16 protein-coding genes are annotated in these 20673 nt (G+C 43.9%); 11 read left to right on the top strand and 5 right to left on the bottom strand.

Going from position 1 to position 20673, the window contains the following annotated elements; genetic code table 11:
• Positions 1 to 104: 104 nt before the first annotated feature.
• Together zwf and AC622_RS06175 are read left to right on the top strand one after the other, a co-directional pair.
• The gene (zwf, locus tag AC622_RS06180; protein ID WP_049670267.1) at positions 105 to 1592 is read left to right on the top strand and encodes a glucose-6-phosphate dehydrogenase; all 1488 of its coding nucleotides are present in this window, start codon (positions 105 to 107) and stop codon (positions 1590 to 1592) included.
• A 22-nt stretch (positions 1593 to 1614) separates the two neighbouring features.
• Positions 1615 to 2232, top strand: coding sequence for a cyclase family protein (locus tag AC622_RS06175; RefSeq protein ID WP_049672818.1), 618 nt, complete (start codon positions 1615 to 1617; stop codon positions 2230 to 2232).
• A gap of 989 nt (positions 2233 to 3221) precedes the next feature.
• Here AC622_RS06175 and AC622_RS06170 read toward each other — a convergent pair.
• Positions 3222 to 3611 carry a thiol-disulfide oxidoreductase DCC family protein gene (locus AC622_RS06170; protein ID WP_049670266.1) on the bottom strand — a complete coding sequence of 130 codons (390 nt, stop codon included), beginning with the start codon at positions 3609 to 3611 and terminating at the stop codon, positions 3222 to 3224.
• Positions 3612 to 3811: 200 nt separating this feature from the next.
• On the opposite strand from AC622_RS06170, the gene AC622_RS06165 reads away from it, so the two are divergent.
• The 4 genes from AC622_RS06165 to AC622_RS06150 all read left to right on the top strand — a co-directional run bounded on the left by AC622_RS06165 (position 3812) and on the right by AC622_RS06150 (position 8824).
• On the top strand, positions 3812 to 4564 hold the full coding sequence (locus AC622_RS06165; protein WP_049670265.1) for a DeoR/GlpR family DNA-binding transcription regulator: 753 nt from the start codon (positions 3812 to 3814) through the stop codon (positions 4562 to 4564).
• Positions 4561 to 5472, top strand: coding sequence for a 1-phosphofructokinase (pfkB, locus tag AC622_RS06160; RefSeq protein WP_049670264.1), 912 nt, complete (start codon positions 4561 to 4563; stop codon positions 5470 to 5472). Before AC622_RS06165 ends, pfkB begins: the two co-directional genes overlap by 4 nt.
• Before the next feature lie 12 nt (positions 5473 to 5484).
• A complete protein-coding gene (locus tag AC622_RS06155) occupies positions 5485 to 7401 on the top strand; it encodes a PTS fructose transporter subunit IIABC (protein WP_049670263.1) in 1917 nt (638 codons plus the stop codon).
• Between the two features lie 163 nt (positions 7402 to 7564).
• Complete coding sequence (locus AC622_RS06150; RefSeq protein WP_049670262.1) at positions 7565 to 8824, top strand: C40 family peptidase; 1260 nt, start codon at positions 7565 to 7567, stop codon at positions 8822 to 8824.
• A 43-nt stretch (positions 8825 to 8867) separates the two neighbouring features.
• On the opposite strand, the gene AC622_RS06145 is transcribed toward AC622_RS06150, so the two are convergent.
• Positions 8868 to 9344: a GNAT family N-acetyltransferase gene (locus AC622_RS06145; protein ID WP_049670261.1), complete on the bottom strand. Its 477-nt coding sequence runs from the start codon at positions 9342 to 9344 to the stop codon at positions 8868 to 8870.
• A 92-nt stretch (positions 9345 to 9436) separates the two neighbouring features.
• Complete coding sequence (locus AC622_RS06140; RefSeq protein ID WP_049670260.1) at positions 9437 to 11230, bottom strand: M3 family oligoendopeptidase; 1794 nt, start codon at positions 11228 to 11230, stop codon at positions 9437 to 9439.
• Between the two features lie 276 nt (positions 11231 to 11506).
• On the opposite strand from AC622_RS06140, the gene AC622_RS06135 reads away from it, so the two are divergent.
• The 5 genes from AC622_RS06135 (at position 11507) to cydC (ending at position 18692) form a co-directional block, all read left to right on the top strand.
• The gene (locus AC622_RS06135; protein ID WP_049670259.1) at positions 11507 to 12283 is read left to right on the top strand and encodes an STAS domain-containing protein; all 777 of its coding nucleotides are present in this window, start codon (positions 11507 to 11509) and stop codon (positions 12281 to 12283) included.
• Positions 12284 to 12797: 514 nt separating this feature from the next.
• Positions 12798 to 14189 carry a cytochrome ubiquinol oxidase subunit I gene (locus tag AC622_RS06130; protein WP_049670258.1) on the top strand — a complete coding sequence of 464 codons (1392 nt, stop codon included), beginning with the start codon at positions 12798 to 12800 and terminating at the stop codon, positions 14187 to 14189.
• Complete coding sequence (cydB, locus tag AC622_RS06125) at positions 14186 to 15199, top strand: cytochrome d ubiquinol oxidase subunit II (protein WP_049670257.1); 1014 nt, start codon at positions 14186 to 14188, stop codon at positions 15197 to 15199. Before AC622_RS06130 ends, cydB begins: the two co-directional genes overlap by 4 nt.
• The gene (gene cydD, locus AC622_RS06120) at positions 15199 to 16935 is read left to right on the top strand and encodes a thiol reductant ABC exporter subunit CydD (protein ID WP_231589588.1); all 1737 of its coding nucleotides are present in this window, start codon (positions 15199 to 15201) and stop codon (positions 16933 to 16935) included. Before cydB ends, cydD begins: the two co-directional genes overlap by 1 nt.
• Positions 16932 to 18692 carry a thiol reductant ABC exporter subunit CydC gene (gene cydC, locus AC622_RS06115; RefSeq protein WP_442853802.1) on the top strand — a complete coding sequence of 587 codons (1761 nt, stop codon included), beginning with the start codon at positions 16932 to 16934 and terminating at the stop codon, positions 18690 to 18692. The genes cydD and cydC overlap by 4 nt, the downstream gene beginning before the upstream one ends.
• Before the next feature lie 43 nt (positions 18693 to 18735).
• Here cydC and AC622_RS06110 read toward each other — a convergent pair whose 3' ends face one another.
• Both AC622_RS06110 and AC622_RS06105 read right to left on the bottom strand, forming a co-directional pair.
• The gene (locus tag AC622_RS06110; protein ID WP_231589486.1) at positions 18736 to 19410 is read right to left on the bottom strand and encodes an oxidoreductase; all 675 of its coding nucleotides are present in this window, start codon (positions 19408 to 19410) and stop codon (positions 18736 to 18738) included.
• Between the two features lie 79 nt (positions 19411 to 19489).
• Complete coding sequence (locus AC622_RS06105) at positions 19490 to 20476, bottom strand: cation diffusion facilitator family transporter (RefSeq protein ID WP_049670254.1); 987 nt, start codon at positions 20474 to 20476, stop codon at positions 19490 to 19492.
• Positions 20477 to 20673: the final 197 nt, after the last annotated feature.

Genomic DNA, 20673 nt, shown 5'->3' with positions numbered 1-20673 from the left:
AACTAAAAAAGAGTATTTACACTAAACCAATTTCATTGCTAATCATTTTAGCAAGATATAAAATAGTATATCGTAAATAAGGAAAACAAAGAGAGGTTCTGAATATGCCCACTATTACTAAACAATCGGGATTGCTTATGATCTTTGGGGCAACTGGTGATTTAGCTCAGCGTAAATTATTCCCATCACTTTATCGCCTCTATACAAAAGGAAGACTCTCAGAGAACTTTGCTTGTATCGGCATCGGAAGACGTGAATGGACAACGGAACGCCTTAAGCAGCACATCTCCGATTCCATCATGAATGAACATGGCCCTGCGGAAGAAAAACAAGAATTTACCAAGCTTTTTTATTACCAATCCCTAGATGTCAGCCAAAAAGATGCATCATTCAATGATTTAAAAAAATTAGCTGACACTCTTGATACTCAATATAACTTAAAAGGAAACCGCCTATTCTACCTGGCCATGGCACCAGAATATTTCGGTTCCATAGCTACCCGCCTGAAAGAGGACGGTCTGACTGAAACATCCGGCTATAAACGCCTAGTCATTGAAAAACCATTCGGACATGATTTTGAATCCGCTAAGGAATTGAATGACCAATTGCGCAAATCCTTTGCAGAAGACGAAATCTACCGGATTGACCATTATCTCGGAAAAGAAATGGTCCAAAACATCGAAGTCATCCGTTTCGCGAATGCCTTCTTTGAACCGCTATGGAATAATCATTACATAGCCAATATCCAAATCACCTCTACGGAAACCCTCGGCGTCGAGGACCGCGGAAGATATTATGAAAACAGCGGCGCTTTGCGCGACATGGTTCAAAACCATATCATGCAAATCGTATCCCTGCTCGCAATGGAACCGCCAATTAAGCTTTCAACTGATGAAATCAGAAGCGAAAAGGTAAAAGTGCTGCGTGCACTCAAACCGATTAAAGATGACGAAGTGGATGATTATTTCGTCCGCGGTCAATATGGAGCAGGCGAAATGGACGGCAAGCTTGTACCAAGCTACAGGGAAGAAAACATGGTTGCAGATAACTCCAACACAGAAACATTTGTTGCCGGAAAACTATTATTTGATAACTTCCGCTGGGCTGGTGTTCCATTCTACATCCGTACAGGAAAACGACTTGGAGAAAAATCCACCCAAATCGTCGTACAATTTAAGGATGTCCCAATGAACCTGTTCTACCGTACCGAAGAGAAATTAAACCCGAACCTGCTCGTCATTAACATCCAGCCGGAAGAAGGCATCACCCTTCATCTGAATGCGAAAAAAGGCGGGAAAACACCTGTTCAATTGAATTTCCTAACTTCCAAGTATGATAGATTCAATACGCCGGAAGCCTATGAGCGCCTGCTCTTTGACGCTATGCGCGGAGACGCAACAAACTTCTCCCATTGGGATGAGGTTGCCCTATCCTGGAAATACACGGACGTCATCTCCCGTTCTTGGGAAAGGGAACCAGCTGCCTGCTTCCCTAACTATCCATCCGGTTCAATGGGTCCACTAAGTGCCGATGAATTGCTCGCAAAAGACGGCTTCCACTGGTGGCCGGTCGTTGAAGAAACAGACAAATAAATTGCATGAAGGAGTTTTGACAGTGAAAATTTACGACGTATCTATGCCAATTTACAAAGGAATGCCTGTATATAAAAACATCGAAGACAAACAGCCTTCCTTCAATACAGTCACAAACGGCCATGTAACAGAGTCCCGCATCACACTTGACGCCCATGTCGGCACACACACAGATGCCCCTCTTCACATGATTAATGACGGCGACACTATTGAAACAATCGGCCTGGAAAGATTAGTCAGAAAATGTAAAGTCATTGACCTAACAGAAGTAGAAGGACTAATTGAAAAAGAAGATCTAGAAGGACACGGAATCGAAAAAGACGACTTCCTTCTATTTAAAACCAAAAACTCCTTTGACGAAGAATTCAATTTTGACTTTATCGCCCTTGGCGAAAGCGGAGCAAAATATGTATCCGAAATCGGCATTGAAGGTGTTGGCATCGATGGTCTTGGCGTTGAACGCGCTCAGCCAGGACATCCAACTCACAGAACATTATTTGCCAACGACATTATTGTTATTGAAGGCCTTCGCCTAAAAGATGTACCAGCAGGCGAATACTTCATGGTAGCCGCACCTTTGAAATTAGTCGGCATTGATGCAGCGCCATCCCGCGTCATTTTGCTGGAAGGTATTCTCTAATCCAGCAATCTGACTGACGGGATTACCGTCTCGGTTGAAACGGTCTAAGTCCACTTAATTGGTGGGCTTGGACCGTTTTTTTTTGGCGGGTTGATCGGGGGCAGGATGGGCCGGCTCTGTCGATGCCCACTCTACCTACATGAAGCATGGGATAAGCATGGGCATTGCCTGGCTTCTCCCACCTTTCGCCCACCCTTTGCCCACTCTACCTACATGAAGCATGGGACTAGCATGGGTATTGCCTAGCTTCTCCCACCTTTCGTCCACCCTTTGCCCACTCTACCTACATGAAACATGGGACTAGCATGGGCATTGCCTGGCTTCTCCCACCTTTCGTCCATCCTTTTCCCACTCTACCTACATGAAGCATGGGACTAGCATGGGTATTGCCTGGCTTCCCCCACCTTTCGTCCACCCTTTCCCCACTCTACCTACATAAAGCATGGGACTAGCATGGGTATTGCCTGGCTTCCCCCACCTTTCGTCCACCCTTTGCCCACCCTACCTACATGAAGCATGGGACTAGCATGGGCATTGCCTGGCTTTTCCCACCTTTCGTCCACCCTTTCCCCACTCTTCCTACATGAAGCATGGGACTAGCATGGGCATTGCCTGGCTTCTCCCACCTTTCGCCCACCCTTTTCCCACCTTACCTACATGAAGCATGGGATAAGCATGGGCATTGCCTGGCTTCTCCCACCTTTCGTCCATCCTTTTCCCACTCTTCCTACATGAAGCATGGGACTAGCATGGGCATTGCCTGGCTTCTCCCACCTTTCGCCCACCCTTTTCCCACTCTACCTACATGAAGCATGGGACTAGCATGGGCATTGCCTGGCTTTTCCAACCTTTCGCCCACCCTTTTCCCACTCTACCTACATGAAGCATGGGACTAGCATGGGCATCGCCTGGCTTCTCCCACCTTTCGCCCATCCCTTTCCTTCTTTATCTAAAACAAATAAGCTTCCACTCATCAAAGGAAGCTTTCATCATAAGAAACGTTTTCGTACATCTGGCGGTGGCAGCTCGCAGTCTGCTTTTTCGCCAAACCATTTTATTCGGTTGCGGGCAATGAGGTCATAAACAGTATCTCTTATGGGGCGAGGTATGAAAATGAAGGCATAAAGCAGCTTCCATCCGCCTTTTAATTCTCTGGCGATCTTTAAGGCTGCGGCAGATTTTGAATGATATCGATTGCCTTCAATGAGAATGATGCTATCCAGTTCCTCTGGTATGTGATAATCCTTTTTTAATTGGATTCCTTTTTCGCTTTGCAGGGAGGCAAATGAAAAGTTGCCTGCTGGATCATGTTTTATGATAAATTGGACGCTTTTGTCGCAAAAATGGCAGACTCCGTCGAATAGGATAATCTTTTTCAAATAATCACCCCTTAGTTTCTCCTTCATTTATCATAGCATAATTTTCCATTTTATACGTTTTGCATATTCACTGCTGGTTGGTGGGAGAATTTACCTAAGGTTGATGTGGTGATAGTTTTTGATAACTTTTGACCGTTTTAGGAAGAAAATGATTGATTTTTGAAAGCGATATCCTTATAGTAACACTAGGAGGTGGTTACTTGCTGACACCTGAAAGGCAACAATACATTATCGAAAAGATTAAGCAAGATGGATTTGTGAAGATACAGGAGCTTGTCAAGGACTTGAATACATCAGAATCAACCATTCGCCGTGATTTAAGCCAGCTTGAGGACATGCATTTACTTAAGCGGGTTCACGGAGGCGCTGAGGTAGTGAGAAAGCGTGGGAGAGAGCTGACGATTTCAGAGAAGTCGACAAGCCATCAACTTGAAAAGAAAGCCATCGCAAAGTTTGCGGCAAGCTTGATTGAAGATGGAGACTGCATTTATCTTGATGCAGGTACAACAACGCTCGAAATGATTTCTTATATTAAAGAAAAAGCCATTACGGTTGTTACAAATGGAATACAGCAAGCTGAAGCTCTCAAGGACAGTGATATTATCACTTACTTAATTGGCGGCCGGATAAAAAAATCCACCAATGCCTTAATAGGCAGCCAAGCCATCCAAAACTTAGCTAATTATCGTTTCGACAAATGCTTTCTCGGCATGAATGGCATCCATCCGGAATGGGGCTATAGCACGCCGGACCCTGAGGAGGCGATCTTGAAAAGATCGGCCATTGATTTGGGGAAGGAAAGCTATGTTCTGGCAGATATCAGCAAATTCGGAGAGACATCATTTTCAAAAGTGGCAGAACTTTATCAGGCAACAATTATTACTGCTGGGATAGATTCTGACAAAGAAGCAAAATATAAAATGAAAACGACTATAAAGGTAGTGAAACCATGATCTATACCGTAACACTAAATCCGTCCGTTGATTTCATCGTAGAGGTGGAAAACTTTCAACTTGATGGGTTAAACAGAATGAGCAAGGAAGCGAAATATCCAGGCGGAAAGGGCATTAACGTTTCTCGTATCCTAAAGCGTATTGGAGTAGATAATACAGCACTTGGGTTTAGCGGCGGTTTCCCTGGCGGATTCATTCTTGATGCTTTGAAGAAAGAAGACATTAAGGAGAACTTCATCCAAGTAGAGGAAGACTCCCGCATCAATATAAAATTGAAGACTGGTGATGAAACAGAAATCAACGGTCTTGGACCAGCCATCAGCGCAGACAAAATGGATGAACTGCTTAAACAGCTTGAAGGGATGAAAGAAGGCGATATTCTTGTTCTTTCAGGCAGCATCCCTCCTTCCCTCTCGAAGGATTTATACCGGGATTTGACGAAGGAATTCGCTGCTCGAGGCATTCAAGTTGTTGTTGATGCAAGTGGAAAGGCACTTCTGGATGTAGTTAAAGAGAACCCATTCCTTGTGAAGCCGAATCACCATGAGCTTGGCGAACTGTTTGACACGAAAACAGAAACAGTGGAAGATGCGATTCATTACGGCAAAATCCTTGTTGAACAAGGTGCACAGAATGTGATTGTTTCCATGGCTGGTGAGGGCGCTCTTCTTATTAATAAAGAAGGCGTATACACAGCAACGATACCAAAGGGTACTGTGAAGAACTCAACAGGTGCTGGTGATTCCCTTGTTGCCGGATTTATCGGGAAATGGGACCAAACACACGATATGCTGCAAGCATTTCAATACGGCGTGGCATCTGGCAGTGCAACTGCCTTCAACTATGACCTTGCTGAAAAGCAGGACATCGACACCTTGCTGCCGCAAGTACAAATTACAAAATTATAAGGAAGTGACAACATGAAAATTACAGATTTGTTAAAGAAAGATACGATGATTCTCAATCTTTCTTCATCCAATAAACAAGAAGTAATTGAAGAGCTTGTAAACAAGCTTGACGAGGCTGGCAGATTATCTGACCGCGAAGGATATAAACAAGCCATCATTAAACGTGAAGAACAAAGCACAACCGGTATCGGAGAGGGAATTGCCATTCCTCACGCGAAATCTGAGGCAGTTAAAAATGCAGCACTTTGCTTTGGACGTGCCAAAGACGGTATCGATTATGAATCTTTAGACGGACAGCCGGCTAAATTATTCTTCATGATTGCTGCTCCTGCAGGCGCTAACAATACACACTTAGATACCTTATCCAAGCTATCATCCATGTTGATGTATGATGATTTCCGTCAAGCAATCTTAAATGCCGGCACTGAAGAGGAAGTCCTCTCTATCATTGACAAAAAACAAGCAGAGCTTGAAGGAGAAGAATCTGCAGATCAGCCAGCTCCAGATGCTGCTGAAGCGGAGGCTGAAGGCTATGTACTTGCCGTAACAGCTTGTCCGACAGGGATTGCGCACACATACATGGCTGCAGACGCTCTTAAAGCGAAAGCAAAAGAAATGGGCGTAAACATTAAAGTAGAGACAAACGGATCTACTGGTATCAAAAACCCATTAACAGATGAAGACATTCAAAAAGCGAGCGGCATTATCGTTGCAGCTGACAAACAAGTTGAAATGAACCGCTTTGACGGCAAGCATGTCATCCAAGTTCCGGTTGCCCAAGGTATCCGCAAGCCGGAAGAATTAATCAACCGTGCGCTGAACCAAGACGCACCTGTTTATAAAGCACAGGGCGGCGCTGCACAAGATACAAGCAACAATGAAGAGAAAACAAGCATCGGCTCACAAATCTACAAGCACTTAATGAGCGGTGTCAGCAACATGCTTCCATTCGTTGTCGGCGGCGGTCTCTTAATTGCCATCTCATTCCTATTCGGTATTAACTCAGCCGATCCAACTTCTGCTGATTATAATGCTTTCGCAGCTGCCTTAAATTCTATTGGCGGCGGTACAAACGGTGCATTCTTCCTATTGGTGCCCGTGCTTGCTGGTTTCATCGCGAGCTCCATTGCAGACCGTCCTGGTTTCATGCCTGGTATGGTAGGCGGTTTATTGGCTGCAACAGCCGGCGCTGGTTTCCTTGGCGGTTTGATTGCCGGTTTCCTTGCTGGTTATGTAACTCTCGGTGTTAAGAAAAGTCTTAACTGGCTCCCTGCTTCACTAGAAGGACTTAAACCTGTCTTGCTTTACCCATTATTCAGCCTCTTAATTACAGGCTTGATTATGGTATTCGTTATTAATGAACCTGTTGTATTCTTAAACAATGCTTTAACCAATTGGCTTGAAACATTAAGCGGTGCAAATGCCATTGTCCTAGGCTTAATTGTCGGCGGTATGATGGCAGTCGATATGGGAGGTCCAATCAACAAAGCGGCCTTCACATTCGGTATCGCAGCAATTGCAGCCGGAAATGGTGTACCTCACGCAGCAATCATGGCTGGCGGTATGGTTCCACCACTTGGCATTGCCTTGTCTACAACCTTCTTCAAACATAAATATTCAAAACAAGAACGTGATTCTGGTCTTACGAACTATGTTATGGGTGCTTCATTCATTACAGAAGGTGCCATTCCATTCGCAGCAGCTGACCCAATTCGTGTCATCGTCAGCTCTGTAGTCGGTGCAGCAACGGCTGGTGCCCTATCTGCAGCATTCGGATGCTCAACACCTGCTCCGCATGGCGGATTATTCGTTATCGCGTTAATCGACCGTCCATTCATGTATTTACTTGCCATCCTAATCGGTTCTGCGATTACGGCAATCATGCTTGGATTCTGGAAGAAGAACGCAGAAATCAAAGATGTAGCATAATGTCTTGCCTGAACGATTCCTTATCAATAAGGAATCGTTCTTTTTGTTATGTAAAGATAATTTTAATCACCACTTTAATTAGCCAACACTTGATTATTATTTCTTTAATCAGATTTTTTGATATGTTAGTATAATTATATGGAATCAGAAAGGAGTGGATAACATGAGGTATATGAAAGCTGTAACCTTTGCTGCCGCAGCATTGATGACGACAGCCTTTGCAGATGAAGCACAGGCTTCGACATCATACACGGTCAAAAAAGGGGATACACTTTCAGCGATTGCCGGCAAATACAATACAACTGTGTCAAAAATCATGCAGTGGAATAATCTCAAATCAACGGTAATCTATCCGAACCAAAAACTAACGATCGGCACAAGCTCTGCAACTAGCTCTTCCACATCGAGCAGTTCGAGCAGTTCCAGCAACACAACGTACACGGTAAAAGCCGGGGACACCCTATACGAGATTGCCAAGAAACATTCAACAACTGTCAGCAATCTAAAAAGCTGGAATGATATTTCTGGCTCTATTATTTATCCAAAGCAAGTATTAATCGTATCGAAGAGCGCTTCGTCAGCACCCAATACAAACAGCTCTTCTGGTACAAGCAGCACATCATCTTCCGGCACCTATACGGTTAAATCAGGTGATACTCTATCCGCAATTGCCAAGAAGTATAACGTATCTGTATCGCAATTGATGTCATGGAACAACAAGACCAAAACGCTGATTTATCCTAATGAGGTGCTAAAGGTAAAAAAGAGCGCTTCAACGACCACTTCAGGCGGTTCATCAGGCAGCTCATCGAGCACTTCTTCGAGTTCAGCTGCGACACCGGCTACTTATACAGTCAAGAGCGGTGACACATTGTCTGCCATCGCCAAAAAGTACAAATTGACTGTTTCACAAATCAAGTCACAAAATGGTCTTAGCTCTGATATCATCTATATAGGCCAGAAATTAAAGCTTTCAACATCAACCGATTCCATGTCATCCGTTTCAAAGCCTTCAAGCGGCTCAACAACGGCTCAGCAAACGATTGGCAATTCGGCATTTACATCATCACTAATCTCGATTGCCAAAAGCATGATTGGTACGAAATATGTGTGGGGCGGATCCTCCGCATCCGGTGTAGACTGCAGCGGGTTCATATATTATGTGTTGAATAAGGCTGGCTACAGCATAAGCCGCTATTCAGCACAAGGGTATTATGACCGCTCATATTACGTTAATACACCGAAACCTGGGGATATCATTTTCTTCTCCGGCACCTATAAGCCTGGCATTTCCCATTTAGGAATCTATCTTGGCAATAACGAGTTCATCCACGCCGATAATCAAGGCGTTCGCATTACCAGCACATCAAACAGTTATTATAAGAAATATTTCGATTGCTACAAACGACTCTATGATAAATAAGAGAATGCGACAAAAAGGACTCCCTTGAACGGGAGCCTTTTTTCTAGCCTAATAGCTTATACATTAAACAATCATCCACATATTTCCCGCCAATGAAAAACTCATTCACCAGCCTGCCTTGATGCAAGTACCCATTTTTCTCATAAAAAGCAATGGCCCGCTTATTCGTGGAAAGAACACGGAGACATATTTTATGGATATCCATTAGCAGTGCCCTTTCCTCTACATAAGCTAGGAGCTTGCTGCCAGTGCCAGAACGCCAGAAATCCGGATGAACCCCAATGGCGAGCTCCCACACATGCTGATTTGCCTCAAGCATTGTTGGGTTCTTCAAGGAAATATAGCCCGCCACCCTCCCCTTTTCGATAGCGACAAATAGACTTCCAGGTGGAGCCTGCTCCGCATATTCATCCGGTGATTCCCATTCAATGACCATTGGCGTATTCTCATCATTCCAGATGCTATTCTCTAGTTCGACTAACTGTTCATAATCCTCATACCGTGATGGCCTTATTTCCATCTATCTTCCCTCTTTTCTGTCTCACTTCTTTATAGTATGAGAAAGAGGCATCACTGCCCTCAACAGCCATGCCTCTTCCATGTTTATACATATTATTTCGTTAAATCAAGGAATTCTTGAACATCGGCAATAGCGAGGTCAACACCTGCCTGCCAGAAATCAGGCTTAGTCAAGTCTACACCAAGATGTTTCATCGCCAATTCCTCTGTGGTCATTGCCGCTGTATCCTGAAGGAGGGCAATGTATTTCTCCTCAAAGGCTTTCCCTTCCTTCAAGGATAGATGGTAGATGCCCAGGCTGAATAAATAGCCGAAGGTATACGGGAAATTATAGAACGGCACTTCTGCGATATAGAAATGCAATTTACTTGCCCAGAAGCTTGGGTGATATTCACTCAAGGCATCCTTGTAGGATTCCTTCTGTGCTGCCTCCATCAGTTCATCCAGGCGTTCAGCTGAGACGAGGCCCTTTTGACGTTCTTTATAGAAGTTCGTTTCAAAAATATAGCGGGCATGAATATTCATGAACATCGCAATGGCATTTTGAATCTTCGTATCAAGCAAAGTGATTTTCTCAGCATCTGATTCTGCTGCTCGTACGCTTGCATCAGAGCAGATTTGCTCAGCAAAGGTAGAGGCTGTCTCAGCAACATTCATCGCATATTCGGTATTAAAGAATGGCTTCTCATTAAGTACATGGCTATGGAAAGCATGGCCAAGCTCATGCGCAAGTGTTGCGACACCACTCGGAGAACCAGCATAGGTCATGAATATACGGGATTCATTCGTTTCTGGGAAGCTTGTACAAAAGCCTCCTGGACGTTTTCCTGAACGGTCCTCTGCTTCAATCCAAGCGTTCTCAAATGCCTGCTCCGCAAATTTTGGAAGCTCAACACCAAACTTGGAGAAATTGTCGATGATAAATTTAGCCCCTTCATCGTAGGAATAATGCTTTGGCTCAGTCGTTACAATCGGTGCATCGACATCAACCCAACTAAGCTTCTCTTTACCGAAGATTTGGGCCTTTCGGTTGAGGAAATCAACAAATGGCTGTTTATTCTTAGCTATGACATCCCACATCACATCAAGCGTTTCTTTTTTCATACGGTTATACTGGAGCGGCTCCTTCATGAAATCGGTAACGCCATGGGCTTTATAATCCGCCAGGCGGAAGCCGCCCAAATGGTTCAATGTATCTGCGAATAAAGGAGCTTTCTCATGCCACGCCTTTTCCCATTTCACAAACAGTTCTTTGCGGACCTCAGGATCTGGGTCATCCATCATCTTATTGAATGCCTGACCAGCAGATAGAAGGACCTCTCTCCCATCCTTATCTGTGTAAGGTATCTCGATTGTTTTAACGAGTGAGTCATAATGCGTACTCCATCCTATGTAACCATCCACTTTCAATGAATTAATCAGCGCTTCTTCTGCTTCGGATAAACGTTCCTTCCCTTGCTCACGCTTTTCATTCAAGTAAAAGGCAATCTCTGAAAGGGACGGGTCTTTCAAAAGCTCTCCCCATAAAGCGTCATCAATATCGACTAATTTAATGGTAAAACCAGTAAAAGCCGTTTGGAACTCACTAATCAAGGAATAGGCTTCCCCGTTCAATTGGTCGGCTTTCGTATCATGAACATCCTGTGCGGTAAGACATTCCAAGAAAGCAACCACTTGAGAAACAGCCTTCTCAATCTCCTCTGTCTGCTCAAGTATACGGACTAGCTGACCCATCTCCTGCATTTCCTTTATCGGACTGAAATTCTTCACCTCGTCCTTATATACCGCTATTGATTCATGCATTCTCTCTAATTTTGCTGCAAGCTCAGCTGATTGGGAACCTCCTGGGAAAATCCCTTCAAGATCCCATTTTAATGAATAGCTCATGCCATGTCCTCCTAATCTTTTCATAATTTTCAGTATACAACTTTTCTACTGAGTTGAGTATCATTTTAATTATGGCAATGGACCTTCTTCTGAAATAGATTATCGTCCGTCATTCCTATTATTTCTCTCTTTCATCCCATTTACCTTCTTTCCTAATAAAGAATGCGTGTTAGTTCCTATAAATTACGAACCATTTAGCATCTTTAATTTGAAATTTTTGACAAATCTTTTATAATAATAAGGTTACAAGGCCAGACTCAACCCAAGGAGAATAGAATGGATTCTATATTAGACCAAGCTCAAATATCTCTCTTAAATGCTATCGGAGAGAACCTTTTTATTTGTGACGAACAGTATCAAATCATCTTGCTCAATGATTATTCTAACCATCTCATAAAAAAACTGGAACCCTTTACCGGACTTTCAAGCAAGGAAGAATATATCGGCAAAAGCATTTGCGATCTAGACCCTAATGAAGGCCAAGCTCTTAAGGCAGCCATAGAAGCAGGTATCTTTCCGGTTGAAGCGAAAATCACCCTCTATCATAAGTGGGCGGCTAATATGACCGTCAACAGATGGAAAAACGGGCTTAACCAGTCGATCTATATCATCACCTGGAAGGATATTACCGATTATGAGGAGGAGCTGCATAAAGGATATGCTCTGCTTGAGGAATTATACGCTCCTGTTATCCAGACCATCCTAGATGATGTGATTCTTATGCCGATTACCGGAACGATGACAAGAAATCGTTTAGACAAGATTAAGGAGATTGCCCTGTTTGAGAGCGCCAATAGACTAGCCAGCTATCTAATCATTGATTTCACCGGTATGACTGTCTTGGATGATGACAGCATTACAATGGAGCTTGAAACGATTTGCCGTTCTTTAAATTTTATTGGAACAACAGTGATCTATTCTGGACTTTCAGCTAAGTTCGTGCAACAGATTATTGGACAAGGCACATCGATTCCAACAGAAACATTTGCGACCTTCCGCCAAGCGATTCGATATGCTTGTAAGGAAAAAGGCTTTAAATTAGTTCATGTATAACTAAACCTGGATGAAAGCAAAGAACACGGAGTCTGTGTCTTTGCTTTTTTCATACCTAAATATAATTCTTGCATAATAAAAGGCTGCATGATAACTTCATTTCCTCTTATAGCTTCCCATCTAATATCCTTTCTAGGATATCTGTGTGAATAGACATACATGCAGAAAAAAGACCATGACTATAGACGGACAAAATTTAGACAAATATTCACTTTATGGGTGTCTGAACACCAATATTTTGATTTGTGACAAATTTGCATCCTGTCACAAATTTACCATTATTTATTCATGTCCTTCTCTAGTAATTTTCTAATCATCCGACTAAAATACATATAGATAACAAGTTATTATTTAATATAATAACTTATTCCTTATCTTCCATTGTCCACAATATATATAAAAGAAACTATTTCTTTATTCATCATCCTTCTCTTCGTATACATTGGTTTTTTTTTGAAGATATTGTGAACACATGAACATTACATAGTTAATTTTGAAAGGTGTGAATGATTTTATGGAAATTCTTGATTTAGCTCGTTTCCAATATGCTGCTACGACGATCTATCATTTCCTTTTCGTGCCGCTTTCTATCGGGCTCGTCTTCTTGGTAGCCATTATGGAAACAATGTATTTCTTTAAGAAGAAAGAAATCTACCTAGACATGGCGAAATTCTGGGGAAACATCTTCCTCATCGCCTTTGCGGTCGGTGTTGTAACAGGAATTATCCAGGAATTCCAATTTGGGATGAACTGGTCCGAATATTCTCGATTTGTCGGTGATGTATTTGGTGTACCTCTCGCCATTGAAGCACTCTTAGCCTTCTTCATGGAATCGACCTTTATTGGAGTTTGGATGTTCGGACGTAATCGTCTGCCAAGATGGGTTCATCTTCTCTCCATCTGGCTTGTATCCATTGGCACGATGCTCTCTGCCCTATGGATTCTGGCTGCGAACTCCTTCATGCAGGAGCCTGTTGGAATCGCTGTCGTTGAAGGCAAAGCAACATTAGTGGATATTTGGGCCTTTTTGACAAATCCACAATTGCTCGTAGAATTCCCTCACACGATTTTCGGTGCTTTCGCGACCGGGGCATTTGTGGTCGGCGGTATCAGTGCCTACAAGCTCATGAAGAAGAAGGATATCGAATTATTCAAACGTTCTTTTACCATTGCTACCGTTCTTGGCATTGTTGCCGGACTTGGCATTGCCTTTACTGGTCACTGGCAGGCACAGCATCTGGTTTCCTCTCAGCCTATGAAAATGGCAGCGAGTGAAGGATTATGGGAGGACAGCGGTGACCCGGCCAGCTGGTCCTTAATCGCTGATATTGACGAAGAGAATAAGACGAATAATTGGTCTGTTGAAATACCTTATTTATTAAGTCTCCTATCTTATAATAGCTTCTCCGGATCGATTGAAGGAATGAACACACTTCAAGAGCAATATACGGAACTATACGGCGAAGGAGATTATATCCCGCCTGTAGAGCCTGTCTATTGGAGCTTCCGCATTATGACCTTTGGCGGGGGAATCATGATTCTTCTATCCTTGATTGGATTGTTCTTAATTAAGAGAAAAACCCTGATGGAGAATGCCTGGTACTTGAAAATCATGCTTGGAGCCATCTGCTTGCCGTTCATTGCCAATACTGCCGGCTGGATCATGACTGAGATTGGCCGCCAGCCATGGACAGTTATGGGATTATTTACGACAGCCCAGTCTGTTTCACCGAATGTCACGGCAACGGATTTATGGATTTCTATCATCGCCTTCCTTGGGGCTTATACCATTCTTGCGGTTGTCTTAATTACCTTGATTGTGAAACAGGTCAAAAAAGGACCTCAGAAGGATGCTCCGGAAAAACCGGATGTAGATTTATTTAATAAGGAGGCCTTTGGACAATGAGCTTAAATGAGTTATGGTTCTTACTTGTAGCGGTTTTGTTTATTGGTTTCTTCATTCTCGAAGGATTTGACTTCGGGGTTGGGATGTCAACTCGCTTCCTAGCCCGTGACCAAAGAGAGCGTGACCAGCTTGTGACAACAATCGGTCCTTTCTGGGATGCCAATGAGGTATGGCTTATCACAGCCGGAGGTGCCATTTTCGCCGCATTCCCTGAATGGTATGCGACAATGTTCAGCGGGTATTACCTGCCATTTGTATTATTCCTTCTCGCCTTGATTGTCCGGGGAGTAGCGTTTGAATTCCGCCATAAGGTTCATACAAAATGGACGAATTTATGGGATTGGATGATTTTCATCGGAAGCATTGTCCCTGCCTTTGTGCTAGGTGTCTTATTCACAAGCTTAGTGCGCGGCATGCCAATCGACGCTTCCGCCAATATGTATGCCGGTTTCACCGATTACTTTAATCTGTACTCCATCGTTGGCGGCATTGCTATGGTTGTTCTCTGCTTCGTACATGGCCTTACGTATATCGGACTGCGGACAGAAGGACCAATCCGTAAACGTGCGCAGGAAATGCTCACAAAGATGTACATTCTTTTGTTAGTTGGCTTGATTGCCTTTGCGGTATTGACTTATTTCAGCACAGACCTATTTGAGGCACGCCCTGTTGCTACACCGCTATTTTTATTCGGTGCTGTTCTTACAACGGCTTTTGCCTACTTCTTCACAGGCAAAAGAATGGAAGGCTGGGCCTTCACCATGACAACAGGCACCATTCTATTCACAGTCACAATGCTGTTTGTCGGGCTGTTCCCGCGTGTTATGATCAGCTCAATCAGTTCTGACTTCAACTTGACCATCATAAATGCATCCAGCAGCCCTTATACGCTTAAGGTCATGACAATCGTTTCCCTTACGCTGCTGCCATTCGTGCTTGGCTATCAAATTTGGAGCTATTATGTATTCAGAAAGCGGGTTTCTGATTCTGAACCGGTGGGTCATGAATGATTACAAGAGACATTCTTAACTTAAAGGGCATTAAAGGGACATTCGTCTTCCTCTTTGCCCTCTCCCTCCTGCAGGGAGCTGCCATCATTATGCAAGCCGTTATGCTTTCGCGTGCAATCACGAATCTTTTCAACGGGGAGAAACTGAGCGATCAGTTCCTTCCCTTCCTTTTATTTGCGTCTGCTTATTTAGCAAGACAGGTCATGGTCTTTTTCCGCGATAAATGGATGGAACGCTTCGCATCTGATTCCGGAACGGCCATTCGCCGGGAATTACTTGATAAGATTTTCAGTCTCGGGCCTAAATTCACACAGAAGGAAGGAACAGGGAACCTGGTGACAATGGCACTTGAAGGGGTCACTCAAGTGGAGACATACCTGAAGCTATTTCTTCCTAAAATGATGAATATGCTGTTAATACCCGCGATGATTGTCATCTATATGTTCACATTAAACCCCTCCTCCGCTGGTATTGTCATTCTTGTACTTCCAATCCTGTTCTTCTTCATGGCCATGCTCGGAATTGCCGCGAAGAGGAAGGCGGATAAACAGTATGAATCCTATCAGGTTCTCTCCAATCACTTCGTTGATTCATTAAGAGGACTTGAAACGCTGAAGCTTCTCGGCTTGAGCAAGGATTACGACAAGAATATCGGAACAGTCAGTGAACGATATCGCAAAGCAACGATGAGTACTTTACGTGTCGCCTTCCTGTCTACCTTTGCCCTTGATTTCTTCACCTCCCTATCCATTGCGATTGTTGCCCTGTTCCTTGGTTTAAATCTAATGGAAGGTGCGATTTTGCTGGGACCTGCACTGACCATCCTGATTTTGGCACCGGAATATTTCCTGCCTATCCGAGATTTCGGAACAGACTACCATGCCACCCTAGACGGCAAAAACAGCATGGGAGCCATCGGACATATATTGGCGATTCCGACCGAGGTGAAGGAGCAAGATACGAAAAGTGCTTCTTCCTGGTCATCTGCAGATATCCTATCCTTCACTGATTTGACGGTCGTTCATGAAGAAGCAAGCCGCCCATCTCTTCAAAATATCTCCTATTCCTGGAAGGGCTATGGGAAGATTGGCATCATTGGAGCAAGCGGTGCCGGCAAGTCAACCTTCATTGATGTTCTAGGCGGTTTCCTCGCTCCAAGCAGCTGTACAGTGAATCGGAATGGAGAGACTATGGGCGGTTTCCATGATTCTTCCTGGCAGGAGCAGATTCTCTATATTCCGCAGCACCCTTATCTGTTCAATGACACAGTGCGGAATAATATTCTCTTCTATACGCCGGGAGCAAGCGAGGAAGCTTTACAGTCCGCCATCAATCAGGCAGGACTTCGGGAAATCATTGATTCCCTGCCAAATGGTCTAGAAGAGAAAATCGGCGAAGGAGCACGCATGCTCAGCGGCGGTCAGGAACAACGGATTGCCCTAGCCCGCGCTTTCCTTGACACAAGCCGTAAGATTCTCCTTTTCGATGAACCAACGGCTCACTTAGACATTGAAACAGAGTATGAATTAAAGGCCAATATGCTGCCACTCTTTGATGACCACCTCGTATTCTTTGCTACTCACAGACTTCATTGGATGAAGGATATGGACCAAATTATCGTATTGGACAAAGGAAAAATTGTAGAGACAGGAACACACGAGGACTTAATGGCGCAGCGTGGACATTATTATCAATTAGTACAGATACAAAGCGGCAAGATGGAGGCGATTAAATGAAAAAGACATTATCCCCGCTAGCGATTATGAAAAATTCATGGATTCGCCCCTATTTGAGCGAGAATAAAGGGCTCCTTGCGCTAGTACTTATTCTTGGAACAGGAACATTCTTCAGCGCGGGTGCCCTTATGTTTACATCAGGCTATTTAATTTCAGAATCTGCAACCCTTCCTGAGAATATTCTCTTGGTTTATGTACCAATCGTGCTTGTCAGGCTGTTTGGGGTATCACGCCCTGCATTCCGCTATGCAGAGCGATTGAGCGGCCATAGTATGGTTTTGAAGATACTCTCCCGTATGCGCGTCCGTCTCTATAAAGCACTGGAACCAAATGCCCTGGATTTCCGTTCCCGCTTCAAGACTGGCGACCTGCTGGGCGTGCTTGCAGATGATATTGAACATTTACAGGATGTCTATATCAAAACGATTTTCCCAGCCGTGATCAGTGTGTTGTTGTATGTCATGATTGTATTAGGGCTTGGCTATTTCTCCATCCCATTCGCTTTATTTATGCTGCTGTTGCTATTTGTCCTAGTCATCCTATTCCCGCTTGTCTCCCTTCTGGCCACACATGCCCGTCATGCGAAAATGAAGGACGCCAGAAATGGTCTCTATCAATTATTGACCGATGCTGTCATGGGTGCAGGAGACTGGATGATCAGCGGCAGACAGGCTGATTTCATTCAACGGTATGAACAGGATGAAAGAAAAATGGATGAGATTGAAGCCCAGCTTACGAAATTTCAGCGCAGCCGCAACCTTCTTTTTCACCTTGTCATCCTCATCATTATTATTGGGATGGCCTGCTGGATTTCCTTGAGCGTTGAAGCTGGCCGATTTGAGCCAAGCTGGATTGCCGCCTTTGTCCTGGTCGTCTTCCCGCTCATTGATGCATTCGCTCCGCTTTCTGATGCGGTCAGTCAAATTCCGAGCTATCAAAGCTCTTTAGACAGGATGAATGCCCTGCAGGAGCAGAAGCCGGCAGAAACTCATGATCAAGTGAAGAGCAGTACACTGAAAGAGGCAAATTCTTTACCTATTCAGTTTCATGATGTCACCTTCTCCTATGACAATGGTGCTTTACCTGTCTTAAGGAATTTATCCCTTTTTATTCAAGCAGGAGAAAAAGTCGCTTTGCTTGGGAAGAGCGGAACAGGCAAAAGTACATTAGCCAAATTAATTTTAGCGGCCTATGCACCGCAAAAAGGGATCATCACACTTGGTGGTCAGCCAGTCAACGAGCTTGGAGATCTCTCAAGTGTTGTGTCAGTCTTACAGCAAAAACCGCATTTATTCGATACAACCGTCATGAATAACATCCGCCTTGGCAATCCCGGTGCTACGGATGAGGAAGTCATTGAGGCAGCTAAACAAGTTCATATACATGACTATATCTCTTCCCTGCCTAAAGGATATGAGACAAGAATGCATGAGCTTGGCAGCCGGTTTTCCGGGGGAGAAAGACAGCGAATTGCGCTTGCCCGCATTCTTCTTCAGAATACACCAATCGTTATCCTGGATGAACCGACAGTTGGACTCGATGCCCTAACAGAAAGGCAGCTATTGAAGACGATCTTTGATACCCTTCGAGCGAAAACCATCATTTGGATTACCCACCATCTGGCAGGGGCTGAGAGCATGGATCGTATCCTTTTCCTTGAAGATGGTACAATCAGCATGGATGGCTCACATACAGAGCTCATGCAAACAAATGAGACCTATCAGAGCCTGTATCGATTGGATATGCCGGAATTATAGCCTTTAAAAAGGCACGAATGCTCCATCTGCATTCGTGCCTTTCTTATGGGTTTCTCTTTGCCGCTTCATGAAGCTCCGGCCATTCATATATATTAGTTCCTTTTTCACTATCAGCAGCGATTTGAACCATAGCTGCTGCAACTTCCTCTGCCTTAATCGGCTTAAATCTAGCAAGCCTTCCTCGTAGAAGAGGGGAAAACACAGGGCTTAACCATCCGCTCAATGCTTCTGCTGTACGGAATTCATCTCTTTTTCCAAGAAGCAAGGAAGGATGTATGAGCTGCAAGGAATCAAATTGCAGAGTAATTAAAGCACTCTCAAGCTCCCCCTTCACCCTTGAATAGAAAACCTTTGTCTCAGGATTTGCCCCAATGGCTGAAATGACCAAGTATTGACTCACTCCTTGTGCCTTCGCTAACTCAGCTGCCTTTAATGGATACTCATAATCGACCTTCCGAAAAGCCTCCTTTGATCCGGCCTTCTTGATGGTAGTGCCGAGGCAGCAAAACACCTCATCTACTGCAAATTCACTCGCCATTGACTCCATATTGTCAAAATCAATGATTCGCTCATGGAGCTTTGGATTCGCAAGACCCATCGGACGACGGACGAGTGCGGTTACGTGGCCATACAAATCTGAATCAAGCAATCTATGTAAAAGTTCATTCCCCACCAAACCTGTGGCCCCAATAATCAACGCCTTTTTCTTCTTCCCCAAAAGCTCTAACCTCCTGTCATACATACGGCAGACATATGAAATAGGAAGCCCTCATATATCTGCCAAAAATGATTTATCGTTATTTCTCATAGATTTCTTCAAGCGGTTTACTCGATTTCTTCCATGTACGGACTCCATCATCCTCATCAAAATCAACCAATACATCTACAACGCCTTTTTCCTGAAGAAGCTTTTCCTTCAAACGATCTTTAATATCATCCATTTCTGCCACGGTCATACTAGGATCAATCTCTACGCTGACTTCCACATGGAAATCCTCGCCCTCTTTGATGACCACAACATCCTGTACATCTCTGATACCCTGTTCATTGATTACCTTATCCCCTATATATTGCTCCATCACCTCATCTGCCTCACCGAGCGCACCCGCAGCATTATCAAGGAAAACCTTCCCGACAACAATCAGCATAAGAAGCCCAATCATGATGGAGGCCAGACCCTCTGCTGCATGAAACGGAGTATAGTGTGAAATGATGATAGCAATAATGGCCAAAAGACCGCCGCTTGTTGCGACCAAATCCTCTAGAAAAACAAGCCTTGTAGCTGGTTTAGCATCCTTGAACCTGCTAAAGCTCTTGTAAATATACGAAATCCCCTGTACCTCTTCACCGGTCTCATGCATAATCTCGCGCATCGCCTTCAACAGAACGAAAGACTCAAGAACGACGCTGATGAACAAGACCCCTAAACTGACAAGAAAATAACTAGATTCTGTCGGATCGATAATATGAAGGTATCCTTCTTTAATCGTTTCATAAGACATGATCCCTACAATTAGAACGGCACCAAGAAGCACTAAATTGACCAGACGCCCAAATCCATTGGGAAATCTCCCTGTCGGTGCCTTTTTCGAAAGGGCAGAACCGATGAATACGAAAAATTGATTAGCGGCATCTCCTAAGCTGTGAAGCGTCTCTGCAAACAATGCCACATTTCCGGTAAAAATGTAGGCCGTTCCTTTAATAACGGAGATGATGAAGTTAACAATTGCCGCCATAAACGCACTTACATTTCCTTTTTTTAACATGGTGAATAATTCTCTCATATTACTGCCCCTTATCCTATTTATAATGTTTTCACAGAAACAAATATATCACTCTATACCCAAATGCAGGAAAAATAACATCCTATCCCTTAACTTTTTACACTGTCGAGGGGTACCTTTCGCTCCTATTTATCCTTTTTTAAACAATAGACTGGATTTTTATTCGATAGAGGAGTATAGTTACCTAGGTAACTAAA

Origin of the sequence: Bacillus sp. FJAT-27916, assembly GCF_001183965.1 — a bacterium.
Lineage (GTDB): Bacteria > Bacillota > Bacilli > Bacillales > Pradoshiaceae > Pradoshia.
Note: the sequence above shows the minus strand (reverse complement) of the source record. Positions and strands in the feature narration are given on the sequence as shown.

What these genes read in the sequence shown, in the direction of transcription:
- AC622_RS06150 (WP_049670262.1), top strand. Translation starts at nt 7,565, where the DNA reads ATGAGGTATATGAAAGCTGTAACCTTTGCTGCCGCAGCATTGATGACG.
- AC622_RS06135 (WP_049670259.1), top strand. Translation starts at nt 11,507, where the DNA reads ATGGATTCTATATTAGACCAAGCTCAAATATCTCTCTTAAATGCTATC.
- cydC (WP_442853802.1), top strand. Translation starts at nt 16,932, where the DNA reads ATGAAAAAGACATTATCCCCGCTAGCGATTATGAAAAATTCATGGATT.
- zwf (WP_049670267.1), top strand. Translation starts at nt 105, where the DNA reads ATGCCCACTATTACTAAACAATCGGGATTGCTTATGATCTTTGGGGCA.
- pfkB (WP_049670264.1), top strand. Translation starts at nt 4,561, where the DNA reads ATGATCTATACCGTAACACTAAATCCGTCCGTTGATTTCATCGTAGAG.
- AC622_RS06130 (WP_049670258.1), top strand. Translation starts at nt 12,798, where the DNA reads ATGGAAATTCTTGATTTAGCTCGTTTCCAATATGCTGCTACGACGATC.
- AC622_RS06155 (WP_049670263.1), top strand. Translation starts at nt 5,485, where the DNA reads ATGAAAATTACAGATTTGTTAAAGAAAGATACGATGATTCTCAATCTT.
- AC622_RS06145 (WP_049670261.1), bottom strand. Translation starts at nt 9,344, where the DNA reads ATGGAAATAAGGCCATCACGGTATGAGGATTATGAACAGTTAGTCGAA.
- AC622_RS06105 (WP_049670254.1), bottom strand. Translation starts at nt 20,476, where the DNA reads ATGAGAGAATTATTCACCATGTTAAAAAAAGGAAATGTAAGTGCGTTT.
- AC622_RS06140 (WP_049670260.1), bottom strand. Translation starts at nt 11,230, where the DNA reads ATGAGCTATTCATTAAAATGGGATCTTGAAGGGATTTTCCCAGGAGGT.
- cydB (WP_049670257.1), top strand. Translation starts at nt 14,186, where the DNA reads ATGAGCTTAAATGAGTTATGGTTCTTACTTGTAGCGGTTTTGTTTATT.